The organism is Oceanicola sp. D3 (assembly GCF_006351965.1).
In the GTDB taxonomy this organism is placed as follows: Bacteria; Pseudomonadota; Alphaproteobacteria; order Rhodobacterales; family Rhodobacteraceae; genus Vannielia.
This window is the reverse complement of the sequence record NZ_CP040932.1, coordinates 3161183-3179616: the sequence shown is the minus strand read 5'-3', so window position 1 is coordinate 3179616 and position 18434 is coordinate 3161183. Positions and strand designations below refer to the sequence as shown.

Genomic DNA, 18434 nt, shown 5'->3' with positions numbered 1-18434 from the left:
TCGCCTCATCTCATGTAGAGGCCGCCGTTCACGTCCCAGCAGGCGCCGGTGACGAAGGCGGAGCGTTGAGAGCAGAGCATTGCGACCATTTCGGCCACGAACGCGGGATCACCCAGACTGCCTGTCGGGATGTTGGCCAGTGCCTTGTCGAGATTGTCGCCCAGAACGGCGCGAACCATCGGCGTATCCATCGGGCCCGGGGCGATGGCGTTGCAGGTGATCCCGAAGGGCGCCAGATCGCGGGCGAAGACCTTGGTGAGCGTCAGGATCGCGCCCTTGGAGGCGGCGTAATGCGCGCCGGTGGCGGTGCCGCCGTTCTGGCCTGCCAGCGAGGCGAGGTTGACGATCCGCCCGTATTCGCGCTCCTTGAAGTGCCGCCCAAACACCTGGCACCCGGCAAAGGTGCCCCCGGCGTTGGTGGCCATGATCTCGTTGAACCGGGCCGGCGCGATCTCCAGCGCCGATTGCGCTTCGGTCCGCGCGGCGTTGTTGACCAAAACCTCGACCGAGCCATAGCGTTCGATGCACTCGTCCAGCAGGTACTGCCAGTTTTCGGCGTCCGACACATCGAGCGTCGCGGTCATGCAGGTTTCGCCCGCAAGATCGAGTTCGCTGGCCAGCGCGGCGGCGTCTTTGCCCGGGTCGATATCGGTGATGATGACCCGGAACCCCTCTTTGTGGAGGGCGCGACAGACGGCGGCGCCAAATCCGCGCGCGCCCCCTGTCACAACGGCCGTCTGGATGGTGTCTGGCAAAGGGGCCGCCATCAGAACAGATAGCTGAAAGAATTCAGCGTCCCGTCAGAGTTCAGAAGCCGGACGACTTTTTGCTGCAGTTTGAAGCCGCTTTCCGTCCGGATCAGGGTGTAGAAGGCATTGGCGGCCCAGATGCGCTGGCGGCCAAACTTGTCTTCGACAAGGTGCTCTGCCGCGCGCACCTTGATGGTGTCGCCTTCGGCGCTGTCGATGACGATGCGGCTGATGGTGCGCACCGTAACCGCCGGCGGGGCCGAAGAGATCGAAAAGCCGCGCTCGAAGCGATCCACGCGCATACGGCGCATCTTGTCATTGTCGTAGCAGAGGTTCAGCTGGTTGGCGAAGTCATCATCATCCCCGATCGGCATGATGTAGAGGCCTTCGGGCACCCACAGATCAAGCCATGTCTGGTAGTCCGTCTGATCCAGAAGATCGGCCTCGTACCACAGGAACTCAGTGACATCGGCCAGCAGCGCTTTGGTGTCGATATTCGTCATCTCATTCATCGCTCATCATCCGTTTCCACATCTGGTAGGCCGCGCGCATACCGGTTTCCGAACTGACGTGGCCGCGTGGGCCAAGAACGCCTTCTTCTTCATCGACGATCCCGCGGTTCACGAGGATCTTGAGCTCGTCCCCGCCCCGGGTGCCGCGCTGGACACGTTCCCAGACCTCGGCATCATCCGGCGAGCCAAAGCCCATCGGGCCTTGGAAATGTTCGTGCAGGCGCATCCGGGTCTGGTTGGCGATCTCCGGGCCGCCATCCATGCCAAGCGCGATGTGGCGGATGTCGGTCTTGTCCACGGCAACCGGCGTCAGCACGCGGAAGAAGGACAGCGACAGGGAGACATTGGGAAACAGGTTCATGTTGAAGCCCGGGCCACCGACGGCCAGGACGATCTTCTTCACCTGCTCTTCGCTGAAGCCTTCCTTGCGGATCTCTTCGGCCAGCTCCTCGAAGCGCGGTTCGATCGGGTCATCCAGGCGCTCGTCAAGGTCGGCCCGGCCCGGCATCATCATCATGATGGAGTGGCCGTTGCCGAGGTCTTCGACCCAGCCTTCGTCCTTTTCCATGAAGTCGAAGAGGTCTTCGGTCTTTTCGTCCAGCGTCTGCATGAAGGACTTGTGCACAACCGGGAAATGGTAGGCGTCGGTCGTGTTCTCGAGCTGCACCTTCCAGTTCATCGGGACCGAGAACTGATGCTCGCCCAGAACCTTGACCGGAAAGCCGCCGCCCTGCTTGTTGAACAGGTGGATGTACTTGCAGACCTCGGGGCCGAGGAACTCTTCGAGCGGCTCGATGTCATCGTTGAAGGTGGCGAACACCATGCCGCCATAGGCTTCGGTGCACAGCTTCAGCAGGCCGTGCTGCGACTTGTCGAAATCGTCGCCGTATTGCTCGGGGTAGGGCAGGGCGCGCAGTGATCCGTCCAGCCCGTAGCCCCAGCCGTGGTAGGGGCACTGGAACGAGGATGTCTTGCCCTTCTTGACCTCGCAGACCGTCGCCGCCCGGTGACGGCAGCGGTTGACCATGCAGTGGATCTTGCCCTTGCGGTCACGCACCACGATCACCGGGTCGAGGCCGACGTTGGACAGTTTGAACGACCCCTTGTCGGGGAACTCGCTTTCATGGGCGACAAAGACCCATGTCCGCTTGAAGATCTTCTCCATCTCTTCCTTGAAGAGCTCCGGATCCTCGTACATCTCGGTCGCGACCTTGGAGTCCTCACTGTAGAGCGCGTCGAGATCGCTGAATTTTGGCGTATCGAGAGACATGTCTTCAGCTCCTGTGTTGCTGTGGGATTTCAAGGGCGCGGCCCATGCGGGCCTCGACGGTCATGTATTTCCAGAGCCGCTCGTTCTGGTCGCCCACTTCGATCGTGCGCAGCAGGTTGCAGGCCGCCTGAACGGTTTCACGATCGGGGAAGTCCGCCAGGATGTACCAGGTGAACGGGAAGCCCGAGGAGGCGCCGACCATCGTCTGGTCGTCATCGAAGGTGCCGACGATCTCGACGCCGTCGAGCTGGTCGATGCCCATCATGAGCGCTTGCGTGGCTTGCCAGACCGGCCCGATCTGATCGAAGGGCAGGTCGAAGAAGGTTTGGTGGTTGTTGAAGCACAACAGGGTGCGGAGGGGTGTTTTCTCGGCCATCGTCAGGTTCCTTATGGGTATCCGGGCATGGTGGGTTCGTCGAAGAAGGCGGCGCCGGCGGCGGTCCATGTGCCTTCTGACAGGAAGGCATGCTGGGCGACGCCCGCTGCGTCGATCATGCAGCGCAGAAGCGGGTGTCCTTCCTGGATCACGGTCGAGCCGCCCAGGGCAAAGGCCATCCGTGCGGCCTCGGCCCCGTCCTTCGCCGCCTTGGACGCCACGAGGCGCAGGCGGACATGGGTATCGGGCGACACGGTTTCGTTGTGCGCCAGTTCCTCGTAGGCCTCTTCGAGCGTATCGTAGAACAGCGCCTGCGCCCCGAGGTAGAGCCCCTTTGCCTTGGCAAACTCGGTTTGCAGATAGGCCCGCGCGCCGGGCTTGGGCGCACCCGTGACCGACTGGCGCGAGCCGGAGTCGTGCAGGTGTTGGAGCGCGGCACGAGCGGCGCCAAGGGCGACCACTGCCAGCACTTGCGACGCCAGCGCCATCGACGGATAGCGGAACAGGCGGTCATCCATCGCCGGCTTGGAGCCGCGGATGAAGGTCCACTCGCGCGGGACGACGACCTTGTCGGCCTTGATGTCGTGGGAGCCGGTGGCGCGCAATCCGACGGTATTCCAGGTATCGACGATCTCGATCTTGCTCTTGGGCATGACCGCGATCAGGGGCAGCGTGGTGCTCTGGTCCTCGACCTTGATGCCCGCGCCCGCCAGATCGGCCCCGACAATGCCCGAAGCCCAGGGCCACTGGCCCGACACTTCATAACCGCCATCGACGATCTCCGCCTTCTGCGGCGGGAACATCGCGCCGGCAAAGACCGTGTCGGGGTTGTCGCGGTAGATCTGCGCATAGGTCTCTTGCGGCAGCGCGCTGAGGTAGGTGGCGGACACGCCGAAGCTGGCGACCCAACCGGCCGAGGCATCTGCGGCGGCGATATCTTCGATCAGGCGGCAAAATTCGGCGGGGCTTCTCTCGTCGCCGCCGAAGCGCTTGGGCACGAAGGCGCGGTAGACGCCAAGCGATTTGAACTGATCGACGACATCCTGCGGGATGTGGCGCAGCTTCTGGAACTCGGGCGCGCGTTGCTTGATGCCGGCGAGCACTTGCTCCTTGGTGTCTGGCGCTTCAGCCAAAGCAGCTTGAGCGGTCATGCGTTCTTCTCCTCAGTGAATGCGGTCAGGGTCGAGGTCAGCCATTCGGCAACCTCGCAAAGCTCGGCGTCTTCGTTCTTGCGGCCGATGATCTGAATTCCGGCGGGCAGCTTCTCGCGTCCGACCGGCAGCGGAAGGACGATGGCCGGGTGGCCCGAAAGGTTGAATGGGCGCAGGAACCGGGTCAGCGGCAACACGGTGGAGGGATCCTGCGCCTCGTCCAACGTTGGGGGGACAAACGGCAGCGCCGGGGTCATCAGCACATCAAAGCGGGTCAGCGCCTCATCCACCTGGGCGGTGAAGTCGCGCCGGATTTTCTCTGCCTTTTCAACGGCACAGGGGGCGATCTTGAGCGCGTTTTCCAGCCGTTGGCGCACGTCGGCGCCCAGCTTTTCCGGGGCCTGCATCAATGGGGCATAGGCTTTGGCCGCCTCATGGCCGATCAGCGTCATGCCGGCCTCGAAGGCGTCTTCCATCAGCGGAAGTTCGATGTAGGACGCGGTGCCAAGCCCCTCCATGACGGCATAGATCAGCGGATCACCGACGCTTTTGTCCAAGGAACATTTTACGCGCGCCACGCGCGGGGCGGTGGCCATCGAGACGGGTTTGAAGCTCGGATCGAGCGCCTGCATCGCCTCGGTCAGGCCCTGTGCGGTGCGGGCCAAGACGCCGACGCAATCCAGCGACGAGCTGGCCGGGTGGCAGCCCTTGCGGCTGATCCGGCCATAGGTTGGCTTGATGCCGAACACGCCGCAGCAGATCGCCGGTTGCCGCACAGATCCGCCGGTATCAGTGCCGACCGCAAAATCGCACAAGCCGGCGGCAACCGCGACGGCGGAGCCGGATGACGATCCGCCCGGGATCCTGTTGGGCCATTTGGGGTTGATCGGGGTGCCGAAGGCCTCGTTGACGCCGGTCATGCCGTAGGCCAACTCGTGCATGTTGGCCTTGCCGACCAGATGACAGTTTGCGGCAAGCAGGTTTTCGACCACTTCCGCATGGGACGCTGCTGGGGCCGCGTCCATCAAGGCCGCCGAGCCGCAGGCAGACACTTCACCGGCGATATCTATGCAGTCCTTGACCACAACTCGCGGACCGTTGCCGCCGAGGTCGAGCGCTTTGACTATCGCATTGTGATCTTGAATCACCACGACCGTGCCTTCCCAGCCTGATCTACTTCCAGATTTTACAGTAATGTTACCGTAGTTTTGCCGTACAAAAATACTATTCACGTGAATATTAACGTAAAGGTATCAAGCGATACGGTGCGTGACGCCCTCACCATCGGATAGAATGCGCGCGGGTGCGTGACACCGAAGCCAATGGACATGAGGGCCGAGATGACGAGAACCACGGTAGCGGCGCTTGAGAGAAGAGTTGCAGTGCTGGAAGCGGAAGCGGACGTGCGGCGACTTCAAGCGCGCTACATGTATCTGTGCGATACGCCCAACCCCGAATACGGATGCGCCTCTGACAGCGAGCGAATCGACCTCATCATGGAGCTCTTTGCGCCCGAGGCGGTGTGGGAAGGCGTTGGCGAGTATTATGACGGCCAGTTCGGCAAGGCCGAAGGCTGGGAGGCGATCAAGGCGCACTTTCAAAAGTTCTGGGGCGAAAAGTCTGATCCTGCGCTGATCCTGAACTGTCACTACCTGACCGGTGAGCAGATCAGGGTGGATGACGATGCGATGACGGCAGAAGGCAACTGGGTGCACATGCAGCCCTGGCTCTTCTCGGACGGCAAGGCGATGCTGCGCTCGTCGCGGCTCTTCAACAAGTTTCGCAAGTGCGACGATGGCATCTGGCGTTTTACGCAGAACCGGACGGAAAACGTGTTTATCGCGCCATTGCCCGCCACATGGGCCTCGGACTACCCCGGCGCATCCGTTTTGATGAAGCCCTGACCAATAGGGGCGGCGGCGCGCAGACCGCGCCGCGCGCCTTACCAAAGCACCAGCTTTGGCAGCAGAAACGCCAGCAACAACACCCCGGCCTGAATGGCGATGAAGGGCAGCACCGAGCGATAGATCGTTCCGATTTGGACGTCTGACACCGAGTTGCTGAGGTAGAAGAGGGCCATCCCGACGGGCGGCGTCAAAAATGATGTCTGCAGGCAGATGGCCATCAGGATCGCGGCCCAGGCCGGGTCATGCCCCAGCGCAAGTAGCACCGGGAAGACCAGCGGCGCGATGATGAGGATGATCTCCATCCAGTCGAGGAAGAAGCCCATCAGGAACACGATGAACAGGATGAAGATCAGCGTGCCATCGGGCGACAGGGGCAGGGCGAAGAGCGCGCCTTCGATCAACTCATCCCCGCCGTAGCCGCGCAGCACGACCGAGAAGCAGGATGCGCCAAAGATCAGGCCGAACAAGAATGCCGTGGTCAGCGCCGCTTCATCGCAAACCTCGCGAAAGGTCGCCCAGGTCAGCTGTTTGGAGGCCAAGGCGATCAAGGTTGCGCCCGCAGCCCCGATGCCCGAGGCCTCGGTTGGGGTGGCTATGCCGAAAACGATTGAGCCCAGCACCGCAACGATCAGCAGCAAGGGGCCTATCATGGTGGTGGTCAACTCTCTGACGAGGGTTGCGAGCGGTTAATTTTCGCCGCGTTCCAGGCCGGGTGCGGCGTCGGAATTGCACAGGGCATAGATCACGACATAGACGACATAGGCCAGTTCCAGAAGGAACCCGGGCAGGATCGCGCCGCGAAACAGGTCTCCGACCGGGATCTGCAGCTGGTCGCCCATGACGATCAGCATGATCGACGGGGGGATCAGGATGCCAAGGCATCCGGTGGCCCCGACAACGCCCAGCCCGATGGTGTCTTTGTACCCGGCCGCGCGCATCGCCGGCATGGCGATGGTGGCGAGCAGCACGACAGAGGCACCGATGATCCCGGTCGATGCCGCAAGCACCACGCCGATCACGACCACCGCAACCGCCATGCCGCCGGGGACGGGGCGCAGCACCTTGTGCATCTGCGTCAGCAGTTTTTCCGCCGCGCCGGATTTATCCAGCATCAGCCCCATGAAGATGAACATCGACATCGGGATCAGCGAATAGGAGGACAGCGTGTCAAAGATCCGGTTGGCGACGAAGCCCACCATCCGCAGCGAGGCCATGTCGGCATCGACCACCGAGAAACTGTCCAGAAGGGTGCCCAGGGCAGCAAAGGCGACAGCCACGCCGCCGAGCACGAAGGCCACGGGGTAGCCGCTGAACATGACCGCGATAAAGGTGGCCGCGAGGAGGAATACGAAAAGCGCGTCCATCTTCAGTCTTTCTGTGCCGAAGCGCCGGGATGCAGCGCCTCTCGGAGGGAGGCGAGCAGGATGGCGATGGCCTGCACACCAAGCAGGGTGAGCCCGGCGGCCATGACAAACTTGACGATGTAGCGCGCGGGCAGGCCCGAGGGCATGGGGGAGCCCTCTTTCAACGCCCAGCTATAGCCAAAGATCGTCCAGGCGCTGCGGCCGACCATCCAGAGGAACGGCAGCAAGAGGAACAGCACACCGAATATCTCGATCAGCGCACGCGCACGGGGCGACATGCGGTTGTGAAGAACATCCACGCGGACGTGGCGGTCTTTCTGATAGGCCCAGGCGAGGCACGACATGACGACAATCGCGTTCAGGTGCCATTGCAGCTCTTCCAGTTCGATCGATCCGATGTTGAAGGCATAGCGCAGCGCCACGTTGAGGAGGATCGTGAGCATCAGCAGCGGCAAGACAAGCGCGCCGGTTGTGCCCACGGTGCGAACGGCGCGGTTTATGAATGCTTCGATGGTTTTCATGATGGGTGCTTGCGCCCGCGCCGCGATGGGGAGCGGCGCGGGCGCATGTTCACTCAGTTCGCTGAGCCAGCGGCGCGGAAGGCTTCAAGCGACTCCCAGACGCGTCTGAAATCCGGGTCCGCTTCGGATTGCTCGGCCACCACCTCGTCAAAGGCGGCCTCCAGCGAGGTAAGCACTTCGGGCGAGAAGCTGCGGAACTCAACACCGGCCTCCTTGAACGCGCTCAGCGCCTCGGCATTCATCGACACGGTGGACATGACAGAGGTCAGGTTCACGGCGCGGCAGCTTGCCTCGATCAGTTCTTTGCTTTCTTCCGTGAGGCTATCCCATTTCGCCATGTTGACGATCAGCTCGTTCATCGCGGCGGGCTGGTGCCAGCCGTCCGGGTAGTAGTATTTGCCGACCTGCTGCATGCCGAGCAGGGTGTCGATGGCGGGCATCGATAGCTCGGTGCCGTCGATGATGCCCTTTTCCAGCGAGGGGTAGATATCCCCGGTGGACAGCAGCACAACGGAGGCGCCCGCCTTTGCAATCGCTTCGCCCGCCAGACCGGCAAAGCGCAGTTTCTTGCCCTGCAGGTCTTCGATCGAGTTGATCTCGAAGTTGTACCAGCCGCCTGCTTCGGAGGTCATGAGGCCGCAGGGAATGGTTTTGACGCCCTGCCCGGCGTAGATCTCTTCCCAGATCTCGCGCCCGCCGCCCTCGTAGATCCAGGCCGCATGTTCAACCGGGTCCAGCCCGAAGGGGATGCCGCCAAAGAGTTGCACGGCGGGGAAGCGCCCGGCGACGTAGAGCGGCGATGTGATCCCGGCATCAAGGGTGCCCTGTTGCACCGCATCGAAAATCTGGAGCGAGGGCACAAGCTTGCCTGCGCTGTAAACGGTCACATCCAGCTCGCCGCCGGATGCGGCATTCAGGGTTTCGCCCAGAAACTCGGCATTGGCCCCGCTGGCGGGCAGGTTGAGCGGTCATGCGCTTTGAATATCCAGCCGCTCCTTTGCAAAGGCGGTGCTGGCCGCGAAGGACGATAGAAGAAGCGTGGCAGCGGTACAGGTGGTTTTCAGGTGATTGAGCATGTGCGATCCAACGTGTGACAAAGGGTTACGACGGGTGCGGGAATGCTGCGTGAGAGTGGGGCAGCCAAGACGGTCCCCCGAACCGTTTCCACGTTCGTGCAACGCTGACTGGCGCTCTGGCTTCAATGCAGGTGACGGTAATGTACAATACCTTTGACGAATAATACGTGGCATTCCACGCGGGTCGCATGCACCACAACGCGTTCAGGCCGCGCGCAGTGCCGGTTGGTTGACTAGGGTATCAGTCAAGACCCGGGCAAACATCGACAGATTGCATCGCCAATTGCATGTTCCGTCGCAACGACGGCTTGGATCGAGGGAGAGGTTGCGTGTCGAAGATTGAAAAGGTTGAGGTGGTCATTCTCGATATTCCGACGATCCGCGGACATGTCCTGTCGATGGCGACCATGCGCACCCAGTCTGCCGTTCTTGTGCGGGTGCTGTTTTCTGATGGTTCCGAGGGGATTGGCGAAGGCACCACGATTGGCGGCATCTCCTATTGCCCCGAAAGCCCGGAAAGCATTGCCTCGGTTATTCAAACCTATATCGCCCCCGTGCTTATCGGGCGGGATGGCAATGGCTTGAACGAGGCGGTCCAGCATATTGCCAAGTCGGTCAAGGGGAACTTCATTGCCAAGTCGGCGGTTGAAATTGCGCTCTGGGATGGATTGGCCAAACGCCTTGGTGTGCCGGTCTCGCAGCTGTTTGGCGGGGCGGTGCACAGCCGTCTGCCGGCGGCATGGACTTTGGCATCGGGCAACTCGGACACCGACATTGCTGAAGCCCACGAGATGATAGAGGCCGGTCGGCATAACACCTTCAAGTTGAAGATCGGCAAGCGCGCGGTGCGCGATGACGTGGCCCATGTGGCCCGCATCAAGGAGGCCGTCGGCGATGCGGCGAGCGTGCGTGTTGACGTAAACCAGGCTTGGAGCCTGCAGGATGCGCGTTGGGGGCTGAAAGGGTTGCAAGACGCGGGCTGCGAGCTTGTAGAACAGCCGGTCGAGACCCGCTTCATGGCGGAGATGGCCGAGTTGGCCGCCAGCTACGAGATCGCCGTGATGGCGGATGAGGTGCTCAATGGCCCGGAAGATGCGCTGAGGGTTGTCACCGCCCGCTCGGCGGATGTGCTCGCCGTCAAGGTGGCCCAATCCGGCGGGCTCTCCCGCGCGTCAGAGGTGGTTGCGATTGGTCAGGCCGCGGGGCTTGGTCTTTACGGCGGCACGATGCTGGAGACCGGGCTTGGCACGGCGGCGGCGCTTCAGCTGTTCTCGACCGTGGAAACGCTGGCTTGGGGAACAGAGCTGTTTGGCCCGCTCTTGCTGGTGGAAGACATTCTGGCAGAGCCGCTGACCTACAAGGATTTCCATGTAGAAATTCCGTCCGGTGCCGGTATCGGCGTTGAATTCGATTGGGAGAAGGTTGAGAAGTTTCGCCGCGACGGCTCCAAGTTTACGCGGGCCGGTGCCGCGCGCTGAGCCTCACGGCATGTTGCGTGACACCGATTGGGCGATCTGGATGAAGTTCCGGATATGGAGGCCTTGCTCATCCAGCCGGTAGTTGACCGACAGGGAGGTGTGGCCAAGGGCGGGCTCGATCTGGAGGAAGCGCAGCCCGTTGCGCTGCGAGGTGCCAACAGACCCGGGCACAATGCAGATGCCCTCGCCAATCGCCACAAGGCTGAGCGCCGTCTGAAGATCCATCGTCCAGACCCTGCGCGAGATATCAATGCCCTGTGCCTCGCAAAACCCAAGGACAACATCGGCGTAGCTCGGTCTGGGATACTCGGGGTAGAGCACGAGGTTGGGGCGGGAAAGGGAGGAGAGGTCCAGCGTTTCGCCGGAGCTTAGCGGGTGGTTGTCGGGGACCGCTGCGATCAGGGGTTCTTCTATCAGTGGCCGGGTTACAAACTCGCTGTCCTTCAGGGCTGGTCGGGCGAAAGCGATATCCAGCTCTCTTGAAACAAGCGCACGGTGCAGCCCGGCGTTGTTCATCGGAACAAGGCTCAGGTTCACCTCGGGATAGGAGGCGCGGTAGGATTTGATGATGTTCGGCAATATTCCGTAGGTGGCGGAGCCGACAAAGCCGATGCGCAGGCGCCCCTCGGCCCCCTGACCCAAGCGCCGGATCTCCAGCTGTGTGTCTTCCAGCTGCGACATGATCGACTTGCCGCGCTTGAGCAGGCGCTCCCCGGCCTGGGTCAGCGTGATTGCACTGCGCCCGCGATTGAACAGAACCGCGCCTAGCTCGGTTTCGAGTTGTTTGATCTGTCGGCTGAGCGGTGGCTGCGCAATATCCAGCCGTTCCGCCGCGCGCCCAAAGTGCAACTCCTCGGCAACCGCAAGAAAGTAGGTGAGTTGCTTGGTGTTGATCATTCTTCACTCCCTACCCGGGGTTGCGCCGGATTTCCGGGCAAAGCGTGCCGTTGCCAGCGAGTATCGTTTGATACCCGAGCGAGCATCGCGCCGCCATGTGAAACTGCGACATCTATGCGCAAATTCCAACTGCGGGGGCGAACAGAACAGCCGCCCGGTTGGAGCGCCCGGCACGGCAGGGGCGATACCGGGGATGAGAGTGGCGGCGGCCTGATGGGGCTGAACTGCGCGAAGAAAGGGAGTGGCTCACCATGCCAAATGTGAAGGTTCATGTGACGGAGACGGTTTTGAAGGACAAGCGCGCTGCGTTGGTGGCGATGTTGCCCGACCTGCGTGAAACGATCATGGCCGCGTTTTCGGCCCCGCAGTCCGTGTGCCACCTGACCATCCTGCCCTGCATCGGGCTGGAGGATCAGGCGGATATCCTTGTGGATGTTCACTATCTTGCCATGCCGGACCGGACCGCAGAGCTGGCGAGCGCGGCGGGCGACACCATCAGGCAGTTGTTCATCGACGCCACAGGCCAGAGGCCGGATGTTCGCTTGGTCTCTCTGGCAGCCGAGGACTACGTCGCCCTGCGCTGACCGGCGCCAACCCGGCCATAACGGCGGGCGGGCCGCCTTTCGCCTTCGGCAGTATCACCCGATACCTATATTCCGAATGTGACACGGATATTCTGAGCCTGTCGCCCGTCACAACAACGGGGGGCGCTTGGACTCCGGGGGAACGGGATGCAAACAGCCGCAGCCTTGCAAGGCGACACCATTGGCAGGGCTCATGTGGACGACTTTCAGCAGGCGGTCTTTGCCGCCTGTGGCAACTTCACCGTCCAGCCGCATGGCCCTGATCCCCATATTCTGGGCGGTATCACGCCTTTTGAGCGCAACATCATGGCATTTGCCAAGGTCGACATCGGCCGCTCCACCGTGCGGCGCGGGGGGCGGGAAATTCGGCAATGCTCCAAGGATCCCTATTTCCTGATCTACCAGACCAGGGGCCGGGCCGAGATGCGCCACGCCGGCGCCGTGACCTGTCTGGACCAGGGCGATATCTTCATCGTGGACAGCGAAAGGCCGTCGGAGTTCAATTTCCAGCAGGCTCATAACCAGCAGCTGTCTTTCCGGCTGCCTCGCGACGAGGTGCATCAACGGTTTGGCCGGATGCTGAAAGGCGGGCTTTTCATCTCGCACAAGTCCCGTGAAAGCCTGGTGCTGCGCTCCGCGATCTGTGCTTCGATTTCCGATGAGCCGCAGGGGCCGGGGGGTGAAGGCTTCTTTGAGCTGTTGGAATCCTACCTCTTTGCGATCGAAACCGGCGCCTGCCCCGAAGATGCCCTTCAGGGCGCGCTTTTGGCGGCGGCTCTCGGGGTCATCGGCACGCAGTTTCACGATCCGGAGTTCACGCCCTCTGAGCTTTCGGAGTCTCTGGGCGTGCCGCTTCGCAGGTTGCAGCGGGCCTTCAACAAAGCGGGCACGACCCCGCGCAAGGCCATTTTGGACACAAGGCTGCGCAGCGCCCATGCGTTGCTGCCCTTGGTCAAAACACCCCACGGGGCCAGATCTGTTACCGATCTGGTCTATAGCCACGGGTTCAACGATCTGTCCTATTTTTACCGGGAATACCGAAAGAAGTATGGCACGGCGCCGGGCAAGCAGCCTCGGTTTGCCGAAAGCCAGTTGAGCCTTGTCAGCCCACAGGGCGCGGGGGCCGCGAGCCCCTCGGTGGCGCGGCACGCGCGGTGATCTGCGGGGCCGGGAATGTGACGCTTCTGTCCAAGATTCGGGGTTAGGCATAGCGCAGACTTGTCTCAGACCGTCACGTGGAGGGTGAAATGGCTGAGAACAATGCACAAGCGGTAGCGGCACCAGAGGCTGAAATTCGCGATTATCCCATGATCATCGGAGGGCAGCCCGTTGCGGCTGAGCGCTATTTCGATGTGGTCAACCCGGCGACCGGCGGGCTTGTCGGCAGGGCGCCGATGGCCAGCGGGCGCGATCTGGACGGGGCGGTGGCGGCGGCCAACGCCGCCTTTGAGAGCTGGAGCAAGACCAGTGATGAGGCTCGTGCCGAGGCGTGCCTTGCGATTGCAAAGAAGGTTGAGGAGAACGCCGAGGAAACCGCGCGGCTTATCTCGATGGAGCAGGGTAAGCCGCTGAACGGCATCGGGTCTCGCTTTGAGATGGGCGGCGTTCAGGGCTGGGCGGCCTATACCTCCTCCCTGTCCATGCCCATCAAGGTTTTGCAGGATGACGCGCAAGGCCGGGTGGAACTGCACCGCAAGCCGGTGGGCGTTGTGGGCTCGATCACCCCGTGGAACTGGCCGGTTCTGATTGCGGCCTGGCATTTTTTGCCTGCCGTTCGCGCGGGCTGCACGGTTGTGGTCAAGCCTTCGCCGTTTACGCCGCTGTCGACCATCCGGCTGATCGAGCTGTTGAACGAGGTTCTGCCAGCCGGCGTTCTGAACGTGGTGAGCTCGGATGATGTGACCACCAACATCGGGGCTGCCATGTCGCAGCATGATGGCATCCGCAAGATCGTCTTTACCGGCTCCTGCGCAACCGGCTCCAAGATCATGCAATCGGTGGCGCCGAGCATGAAGCGCCTGACGCTTGAAATGGGCGGCAATGATGCCGGTATCGTTTTGCCGGACGTGGACCCGGCGGCCATTGCCGAAGGGCTGTTTTGGGGCGCGTTCATCAACAACGGCCAGACCTGCGCAGCTTTGAAGCGCCTCTATGTTCATGCCGATGTGTATGATGACGTCTGCAACGCGCTGGTGGATTTTGCCAAGACCATCCCCCTCGGTGATCCGCTGGACGAAAACAGCATCCTCGGGCCGATCTCCAACCAGATGCAGTTTGACAAGGTCAAGGCGCTGGTGGACGCCAGCAAGCATCAGGGACGTGTCTTGCTGGGGGGCGCTCCGGGCGAAGGCCTGTTTTATCCGCCAACGATCATTGCCGATCTGGACAATAGCGCGCCGCTGGTCGCTGAAGAGCAATTTGGCCCGGCGCTGCCGATCATCAAGTTTGAAGATGTCGAAGAGGCCATTGCGATGGCCAATGATGTCGAGGTTGGCCTTGGTGGCTCTGTCTGGACCACGGACACCGCGAAGGGGCAGGAGATTGCCTCGCGGCTCGAATGCGGCTCGGTCTGGCTGAACAGTCACGGGATGATCCAGCCCAACGCGCCCTTCGGCGGGCTCAAGAAATCGGGCTTGGGAGTCGAGTTCGGCGAAGAGGGGCTGATGGAATACACTGACATTCAGACGCAGTTCTTGGGCCCCAGATGACGCCCGGTGGCCCGAGGATCAGTGGCCGCTAGCCGGGCTGCAACGGAATGAAACCAACCGCGCTAGGCAAATAACAACAGAGGAGAAACGCGACATGAGATACACAAGCACAGCAGCCATCGCACTGGCGACGGCCTTACTGTCGCATCAGGCGACGGCGCAGACGCACCCGCTGGACGGGCTGACGGCAGATGAGTTCAACCGCGCCACGCAGATTGCCCGCGACGCCGGGATCACCACCGAGCAGTCGCTCTTTCCGATGATCGACCTGCAGGAGCCGCCCAAGTCCGAGGTGCTGGCCTTTGAACCGGGCGACGCGCTGACCCGCCGCGCCATCGTGCACCATGTGAACGACGAAGGGTTCTTTGAAGCCATCGTCAACCTGACCAGTGGCGAGGTTGAAAGCAACACGCTGGTCGACGGGCAGTCGATGGTGCTGTTCTCGGAATTCATGCAGGCGCTCGAAATCACCGTTTCGGACGAACGCGTTCAGGCCGGGCTGGCCAAGCGCGGCCTGACGCCGGACGATGTCTTCTGCCTTCCGCTCACGGCGGGCAACTTCTTTACCGATGAGTATGATGGCACCCGCCTGATGAAGGTGCCGTGCTACGTGTTGCCGGGCGAGAATTCGAACTGGTACGCCAAGCCGATCGAGGGCCTCTACACGACGATCGACCTCAAGACCCGCACCGTCATCGACGTGATAGACAAGGAGCCCATCCCGCTGGCCACCGATCACTGGGGCTACACCGAAGACGAGGTGGCCGAACGCGCGCCGCTGCGCCCCGAGACCAACCCGGTGACGATGACGCAGGAGGGCGGGCCGAACTTCACGATCGAGGGCAGCAATATTTCTTGGGATCTGTTCGACTTTAACCTGCGCACCGAAAAGCGGGCCGGGCTGGTGCTTTCCAACATCAACGTCATGGATGGCGATGTCAAACGCCCGATCATCTACCAGACGCACCTCTCCGAGGTTTTCGTGCCCTACATGGACCCGTCGGAAGGCTGGTACTGGCGCACCTACATGGACAGCGGCGAATACGGTTTCGGCCTGTTCATGACGCCGCTCGAAGCGGGCATCGACTGCCCGGCACATGCGACCTTTCTGCCGTCGGTCATCTCCGATGACTTCGGCAAACCGATCGAGATCCCCAACGCCATCTGCATCTTCGAGCGCAACATCGGCGACCCGGCCTGGCGGCACTTCGAGATCTTTGCCCAGGGCCCCGAAACCTTCGTGCCTGCGGAGGGACGGCCGGCGACCGAGCTGATCGTGCGTTCGGCCTCACAGGTGGGCAACTATGACTACCTGATCGATTATCGCTTCTACCAGAATGCCGATATCCGCATCATGGTGGGGGCCACCGGTCTGGACGGTGTGAAGGGGGCCGCAGCGGCTTCGATGAACGATCCCACGGCGGCCGAGGAAACCAAGCATGGCACGCTGATCGCGCCGCACCTCGTGGCCGCGAACCACGACCACTATTTCAACTTCAAGATCGACTTCGACATTGATCAGCCGGTCAACATGTTCGGCACGATGGATATCGTGCCCGCCGAAGTTGACCCCGATCTTCCGCGCCGCAGCCTTTGGACGGTCGAGCACAACATGCCCGACAGCGAGATGGACGCGCGTTACAAGATCAGCTCGTCGAAGCCGCGCTACTTCCACTACTCCAACCCGGCGCGCGAAGGGCACCTGGGCCACACACCCGGCTGGATGATCCACCACGGCTCCATCGCCTATGGTCCCTTCGATTACGTGAATGATCCGTCGATGAAGCGGAATGCCTATATCGAGTACTCGGTGTGGAACACGGTCTATGACCCGGAAGAGCGCTATGCCGGCGGCAGATACCCGTTCCAGAGCGATGGCACGGACACGCTTGCCGAATGGGTCAAGGAAGATCAGTCGCTGATGGGGCAGGACGTCGTGTCGTGGTTCTCGGCCGGGTTCCACCATATCCCGCGCATGGAGGACTGGCCGGTTATGTCGACGGAGTGGAAGACCATTCACCTGATGCCGCACAACTTCTTTGCCAATAACCCGGGCATGACCATCCGCAAGGGTCAGTAACGGCGGCAGTAAGGACTTGGCCCCGGCTGTAATGGCCGGGGTCGCTACTTATGGCGGTAAGGGCGGTGCCCTAGGTGAGGCGGAAGCTGGCCTTCAACGGGGAGGGCCGCGGCGCAAGAACCGCCTCACGCCCTAGGTGTCGGTTGGTGCTTCTGCGCTCTTGGCTGCAAGGGGCACCGGAACATGCACGCCGCTTCCAACGCGCTGGGCATAGTCTGCCGCGATCTCGGCGGCGAGCGCGCAGGTTAGCGCGTAGATGGGCGGGGCGGCGGCAGGCTCATACACAGCGGCAAAGCTCATTGAAGGCAAGGTCACCCCAAGGTCCAGCTCCTGCAAGGATGTGCCCTCTGCCATGATGCGCGGCAGGGTGATGACCCCAAGGCCACGCTCCCCCATCGAGCGCATCGTGAACAGTGAAGAGCACCCCGAGATCGTCGGCATCTTGGTGAGCTTGAGCTGGGTCATCCGTTGAACCACGTCGACATGGGGCCGCGAGCCGCGCGGAAAGGTGATGATATTCGCCTCAGACACCGCTTCGGGCGACAGCTTGCGGGTGCCTTCCTGCGGCTCGTTCGGCCCCATCGGTGCGCCGTAAAACGCAACATCCATCACGCAGAGCGGCACCTCGGCCAAGGCACGGTCATAGGAGGGGCCGAGCACCATGATGATATCGACGTTGCCGTGCTGGAGCTCTTGCAACAGGTCAATCGTTGGTGCCGAGATGACCTCAAGCTTGATGTTGGGAAAGCGCTTTTGTTGCAGGTCCAGAAAATCGGTCAACCAGGTGGAGATGATCGTATCAATCGCTCCGAGGCGGATCGTGCCCTGCCATTTCTCAGGCTCGTTCAAACGGTTTTGCGCTTCGTCGAACGTATCGAGGATACGCTGGAAGTAGGGCAAAAGCGCCTGTCCTGCCGCGGTCAGGCGCATGGAAGCCCCGGCACGCTCTACCAATTGGTAGCGAAAGTGCTCTTCAAGCACGCGAATGCGCTTGGAGATCGCGGGCTGTGAAATGTTCATTATATCAGCGACTTGCCGATAGTTTCCACAGCGTGCGATATTAACCAGCGTGCGAAGGGCTTCAATGTTCACGCTAAAGACGCTCCGTTACCATCGCGGAGGCCCCCGTGATCGCGCCCAGCGGTTCGCCGGCTTTGAGCCGCTCGATCAGCGTCAACTCTGCGGCCTGCATGTCGAGCGCACGATCGGCAACCTCCTCCGCGATGGCCGGGGCCAAGACGATGACGCCGCTTTCATCTGCCAGCACGGCGTCACCGGGGTTTACCGTGACGCCGCCGATGGAGACGGGAACGTTGAAGGCACCGGATTGAGCATACAACTTGGTGGTGATCGACGAGCGGCCACGGCTCCACATCGGGAAATCGTTTTGGCGGATCTCGTTTACATCCGTAACGGGCCCATCGACCACGCCTGCCTTGAACCCGCAAATCGCGGCCGCATTGGTCACGACCCCACCCCAGCAGGCATGGCGATTGTCGCCGGAGCGATCAATCAGCAGGATATCGGTTGGGCGCAGCGTTGAAATCACGTCATGCAGCAGGGTTGAATCATTGGCGGCAAGGCGCAGCGTGACGGCGGTGCCTGCGACGCGCTTGCTGGCATCGGTTGCCGAAATATCGCGGTCGACGAAGACCGAATGCATGAAATGTCCGACGGTTGCGGTTTCGACCTTTTCAAGCTTGTCGATAAGGCTCTGCGGAATGGATTGCGGCAGCGGGTTTTTTACGAAGTCTTTCACGG

General features: G+C 61.8%; 17 protein-coding genes and 1 pseudogene. 6 read left to right on the top strand and 12 right to left on the bottom strand.

Going from position 1 to position 18434, the window contains the following annotated elements:
- Nucleotides 1–5: 5 nt before the first annotated feature.
- Genes FHY55_RS15910 through FHY55_RS15885 form a run of 6 tightly spaced genes read right to left on the bottom strand, consistent with a single transcriptional unit; the run spans nt 6 to nt 5290 of the window.
- The gene (locus FHY55_RS15910) at nt 6–767 is read right to left on the bottom strand and encodes an SDR family NAD(P)-dependent oxidoreductase (RefSeq protein ID WP_140015118.1); all 762 of its coding nucleotides are present in this window, start codon (nt 765–767) and stop codon (nt 6–8) included.
- Nucleotides 767–1261, bottom strand: coding sequence for an aromatic-ring-hydroxylating dioxygenase subunit beta (locus FHY55_RS15905; protein WP_140015117.1), 495 nt, complete (start codon nt 1259–1261; stop codon nt 767–769). The genes FHY55_RS15910 and FHY55_RS15905 overlap by 1 nt, the downstream gene beginning before the upstream one ends.
- Complete coding sequence (locus FHY55_RS15900) at nt 1254–2531, bottom strand: aromatic ring-hydroxylating dioxygenase subunit alpha (protein ID WP_140015116.1); 1278 nt, start codon at nt 2529–2531, stop codon at nt 1254–1256. The genes FHY55_RS15905 and FHY55_RS15900 overlap by 8 nt, the downstream gene beginning before the upstream one ends.
- A gap of 4 nt (nt 2532–2535) precedes the next feature.
- Complete coding sequence (locus FHY55_RS15895) at nt 2536–2907, bottom strand: hypothetical protein (protein ID WP_140015115.1); 372 nt, start codon at nt 2905–2907, stop codon at nt 2536–2538.
- 11 nt (nt 2908–2918) lie between these two features.
- Entirely contained in the window at nt 2919–4058 is a 1140-nt protein-coding gene (locus FHY55_RS15890; protein WP_140015114.1) for an acyl-CoA dehydrogenase family protein, read from the bottom strand.
- Nucleotides 4055–5290 (bottom strand): amidase, encoded by a 1236-nt coding sequence (locus FHY55_RS15885; RefSeq protein WP_254695347.1) that lies wholly within the window; start codon nt 5288–5290, stop codon nt 4055–4057. The genes FHY55_RS15890 and FHY55_RS15885 overlap by 4 nt, the downstream gene beginning before the upstream one ends.
- A gap of 108 nt (nt 5291–5398) precedes the next feature.
- Between FHY55_RS15885 and FHY55_RS15880 the strand changes: the two genes are divergently transcribed.
- Complete coding sequence (locus FHY55_RS15880) at nt 5399–5962, top strand: nuclear transport factor 2 family protein (protein ID WP_140015113.1); 564 nt, start codon at nt 5399–5401, stop codon at nt 5960–5962.
- A 38-nt stretch (nt 5963–6000) separates the two neighbouring features.
- Here FHY55_RS15880 and FHY55_RS20800 read toward each other — a convergent pair.
- The 3 genes and pseudogenes from FHY55_RS20800 to FHY55_RS15865 form a co-directional block, all read right to left on the bottom strand.
- A pseudogene (locus FHY55_RS20800) lies at nt 6001–7281 on the bottom strand (TRAP transporter large permease subunit).
- A gap of 50 nt (nt 7282–7331) precedes the next feature.
- On the bottom strand, nt 7332–7850 hold the full coding sequence (locus tag FHY55_RS15870) for a TRAP transporter small permease subunit (protein WP_140015112.1): 519 nt from the start codon (nt 7848–7850) through the stop codon (nt 7332–7334).
- Between the two features lie 53 nt (nt 7851–7903).
- A complete protein-coding gene (locus tag FHY55_RS15865) occupies nt 7904–8737 on the bottom strand; it encodes a TRAP transporter substrate-binding protein (protein ID WP_254695346.1) in 834 nt (277 codons plus the stop codon).
- 518 nt (nt 8738–9255) lie between these two features.
- Here FHY55_RS15865 and FHY55_RS15860 point away from each other — a divergent pair.
- Entirely contained in the window at nt 9256–10404 is a 1149-nt protein-coding gene (locus FHY55_RS15860; protein ID WP_254695345.1) for a muconate/chloromuconate family cycloisomerase, read from the top strand.
- Nucleotides 10405–10407: 3 nt separating this feature from the next.
- Here FHY55_RS15860 and FHY55_RS15855 read toward each other — a convergent pair whose 3' ends face one another.
- Nucleotides 10408–11298, bottom strand: a complete 891-nt coding sequence (locus tag FHY55_RS15855; protein WP_140016153.1) for a LysR family transcriptional regulator — start codon at nt 11296–11298, stop codon at nt 10408–10410.
- Between the two features lie 254 nt (nt 11299–11552).
- Here FHY55_RS15855 and FHY55_RS15850 point away from each other — a divergent pair, with 254 nt between their 5' ends.
- The 4 genes from FHY55_RS15850 to FHY55_RS15835 all read left to right on the top strand — a co-directional run bounded on the left by FHY55_RS15850 (nt 11553) and on the right by FHY55_RS15835 (nt 16673).
- A complete protein-coding gene (locus FHY55_RS15850; RefSeq protein WP_140015110.1) occupies nt 11553–11885 on the top strand; it encodes a hypothetical protein in 333 nt (110 codons plus the stop codon).
- A 147-nt stretch (nt 11886–12032) separates the two neighbouring features.
- Complete coding sequence (locus FHY55_RS15845) at nt 12033–13043, top strand: helix-turn-helix domain-containing protein (RefSeq protein ID WP_140015109.1); 1011 nt, start codon at nt 12033–12035, stop codon at nt 13041–13043.
- An 89-nt stretch (nt 13044–13132) separates the two neighbouring features.
- Entirely contained in the window at nt 13133–14593 is a 1461-nt protein-coding gene (locus FHY55_RS15840) for an aldehyde dehydrogenase family protein (RefSeq protein ID WP_254695344.1), read from the top strand.
- A gap of 94 nt (nt 14594–14687) precedes the next feature.
- The gene (locus FHY55_RS15835) at nt 14688–16673 is read left to right on the top strand and encodes a tyramine oxidase (protein ID WP_140015108.1); all 1986 of its coding nucleotides are present in this window, start codon (nt 14688–14690) and stop codon (nt 16671–16673) included.
- Between the two features lie 132 nt (nt 16674–16805).
- Here the strand turns inward: FHY55_RS15835 and FHY55_RS15830 are convergent, their stop codons facing one another.
- Both FHY55_RS15830 and FHY55_RS15825 read right to left on the bottom strand, forming a co-directional pair.
- Nucleotides 16806–17765, bottom strand: a complete 960-nt coding sequence (locus FHY55_RS15830) for a LysR family transcriptional regulator (RefSeq protein ID WP_140015107.1) — start codon at nt 17763–17765, stop codon at nt 16806–16808.
- A 1-nt stretch (nt 17766) separates the two neighbouring features.
- Nucleotides 17767–18432 carry an RraA family protein gene (locus FHY55_RS15825; protein ID WP_140015106.1) on the bottom strand — a complete coding sequence of 222 codons (666 nt, stop codon included), beginning with the start codon at nt 18430–18432 and terminating at the stop codon, nt 17767–17769.
- Between the last annotated feature and the right edge of the window lie 2 nt (nt 18433–18434).

Bases quoted from the DNA above. Each gene is read 5' to 3' on its own strand.
- FHY55_RS15910 (WP_140015118.1), bottom strand. From the start codon at position 767: ATGGCGGCCCCTTTGCCAGACACCATCCAGACGGCCGTTGTGACAGGG.
- FHY55_RS15905 (WP_140015117.1), bottom strand. From the start codon at position 1,261: ATGAATGAGATGACGAATATCGACACCAAAGCGCTGCTGGCCGATGTC.
- FHY55_RS15900 (WP_140015116.1), bottom strand. From the start codon at position 2,531: ATGTCTCTCGATACGCCAAAATTCAGCGATCTCGACGCGCTCTACAGT.
- FHY55_RS15895 (WP_140015115.1), bottom strand. From the start codon at position 2,907: ATGGCCGAGAAAACACCCCTCCGCACCCTGTTGTGCTTCAACAACCAC.
- FHY55_RS15890 (WP_140015114.1), bottom strand. From the start codon at position 4,058: ATGACCGCTCAAGCTGCTTTGGCTGAAGCGCCAGACACCAAGGAGCAA.
- FHY55_RS15880 (WP_140015113.1), top strand. From the start codon at position 5,399: ATGACGAGAACCACGGTAGCGGCGCTTGAGAGAAGAGTTGCAGTGCTG.
- FHY55_RS15870 (WP_140015112.1), bottom strand. From the start codon at position 7,850: ATGAAAACCATCGAAGCATTCATAAACCGCGCCGTTCGCACCGTGGGC.
- FHY55_RS15850 (WP_140015110.1), top strand. From the start codon at position 11,553: ATGCCAAATGTGAAGGTTCATGTGACGGAGACGGTTTTGAAGGACAAG.
- FHY55_RS15845 (WP_140015109.1), top strand. From the start codon at position 12,033: ATGCAAACAGCCGCAGCCTTGCAAGGCGACACCATTGGCAGGGCTCAT.
- FHY55_RS15840 (WP_254695344.1), top strand. From the start codon at position 13,133: ATGGCTGAGAACAATGCACAAGCGGTAGCGGCACCAGAGGCTGAAATT.
- FHY55_RS15835 (WP_140015108.1), top strand. From the start codon at position 14,688: ATGAGATACACAAGCACAGCAGCCATCGCACTGGCGACGGCCTTACTG.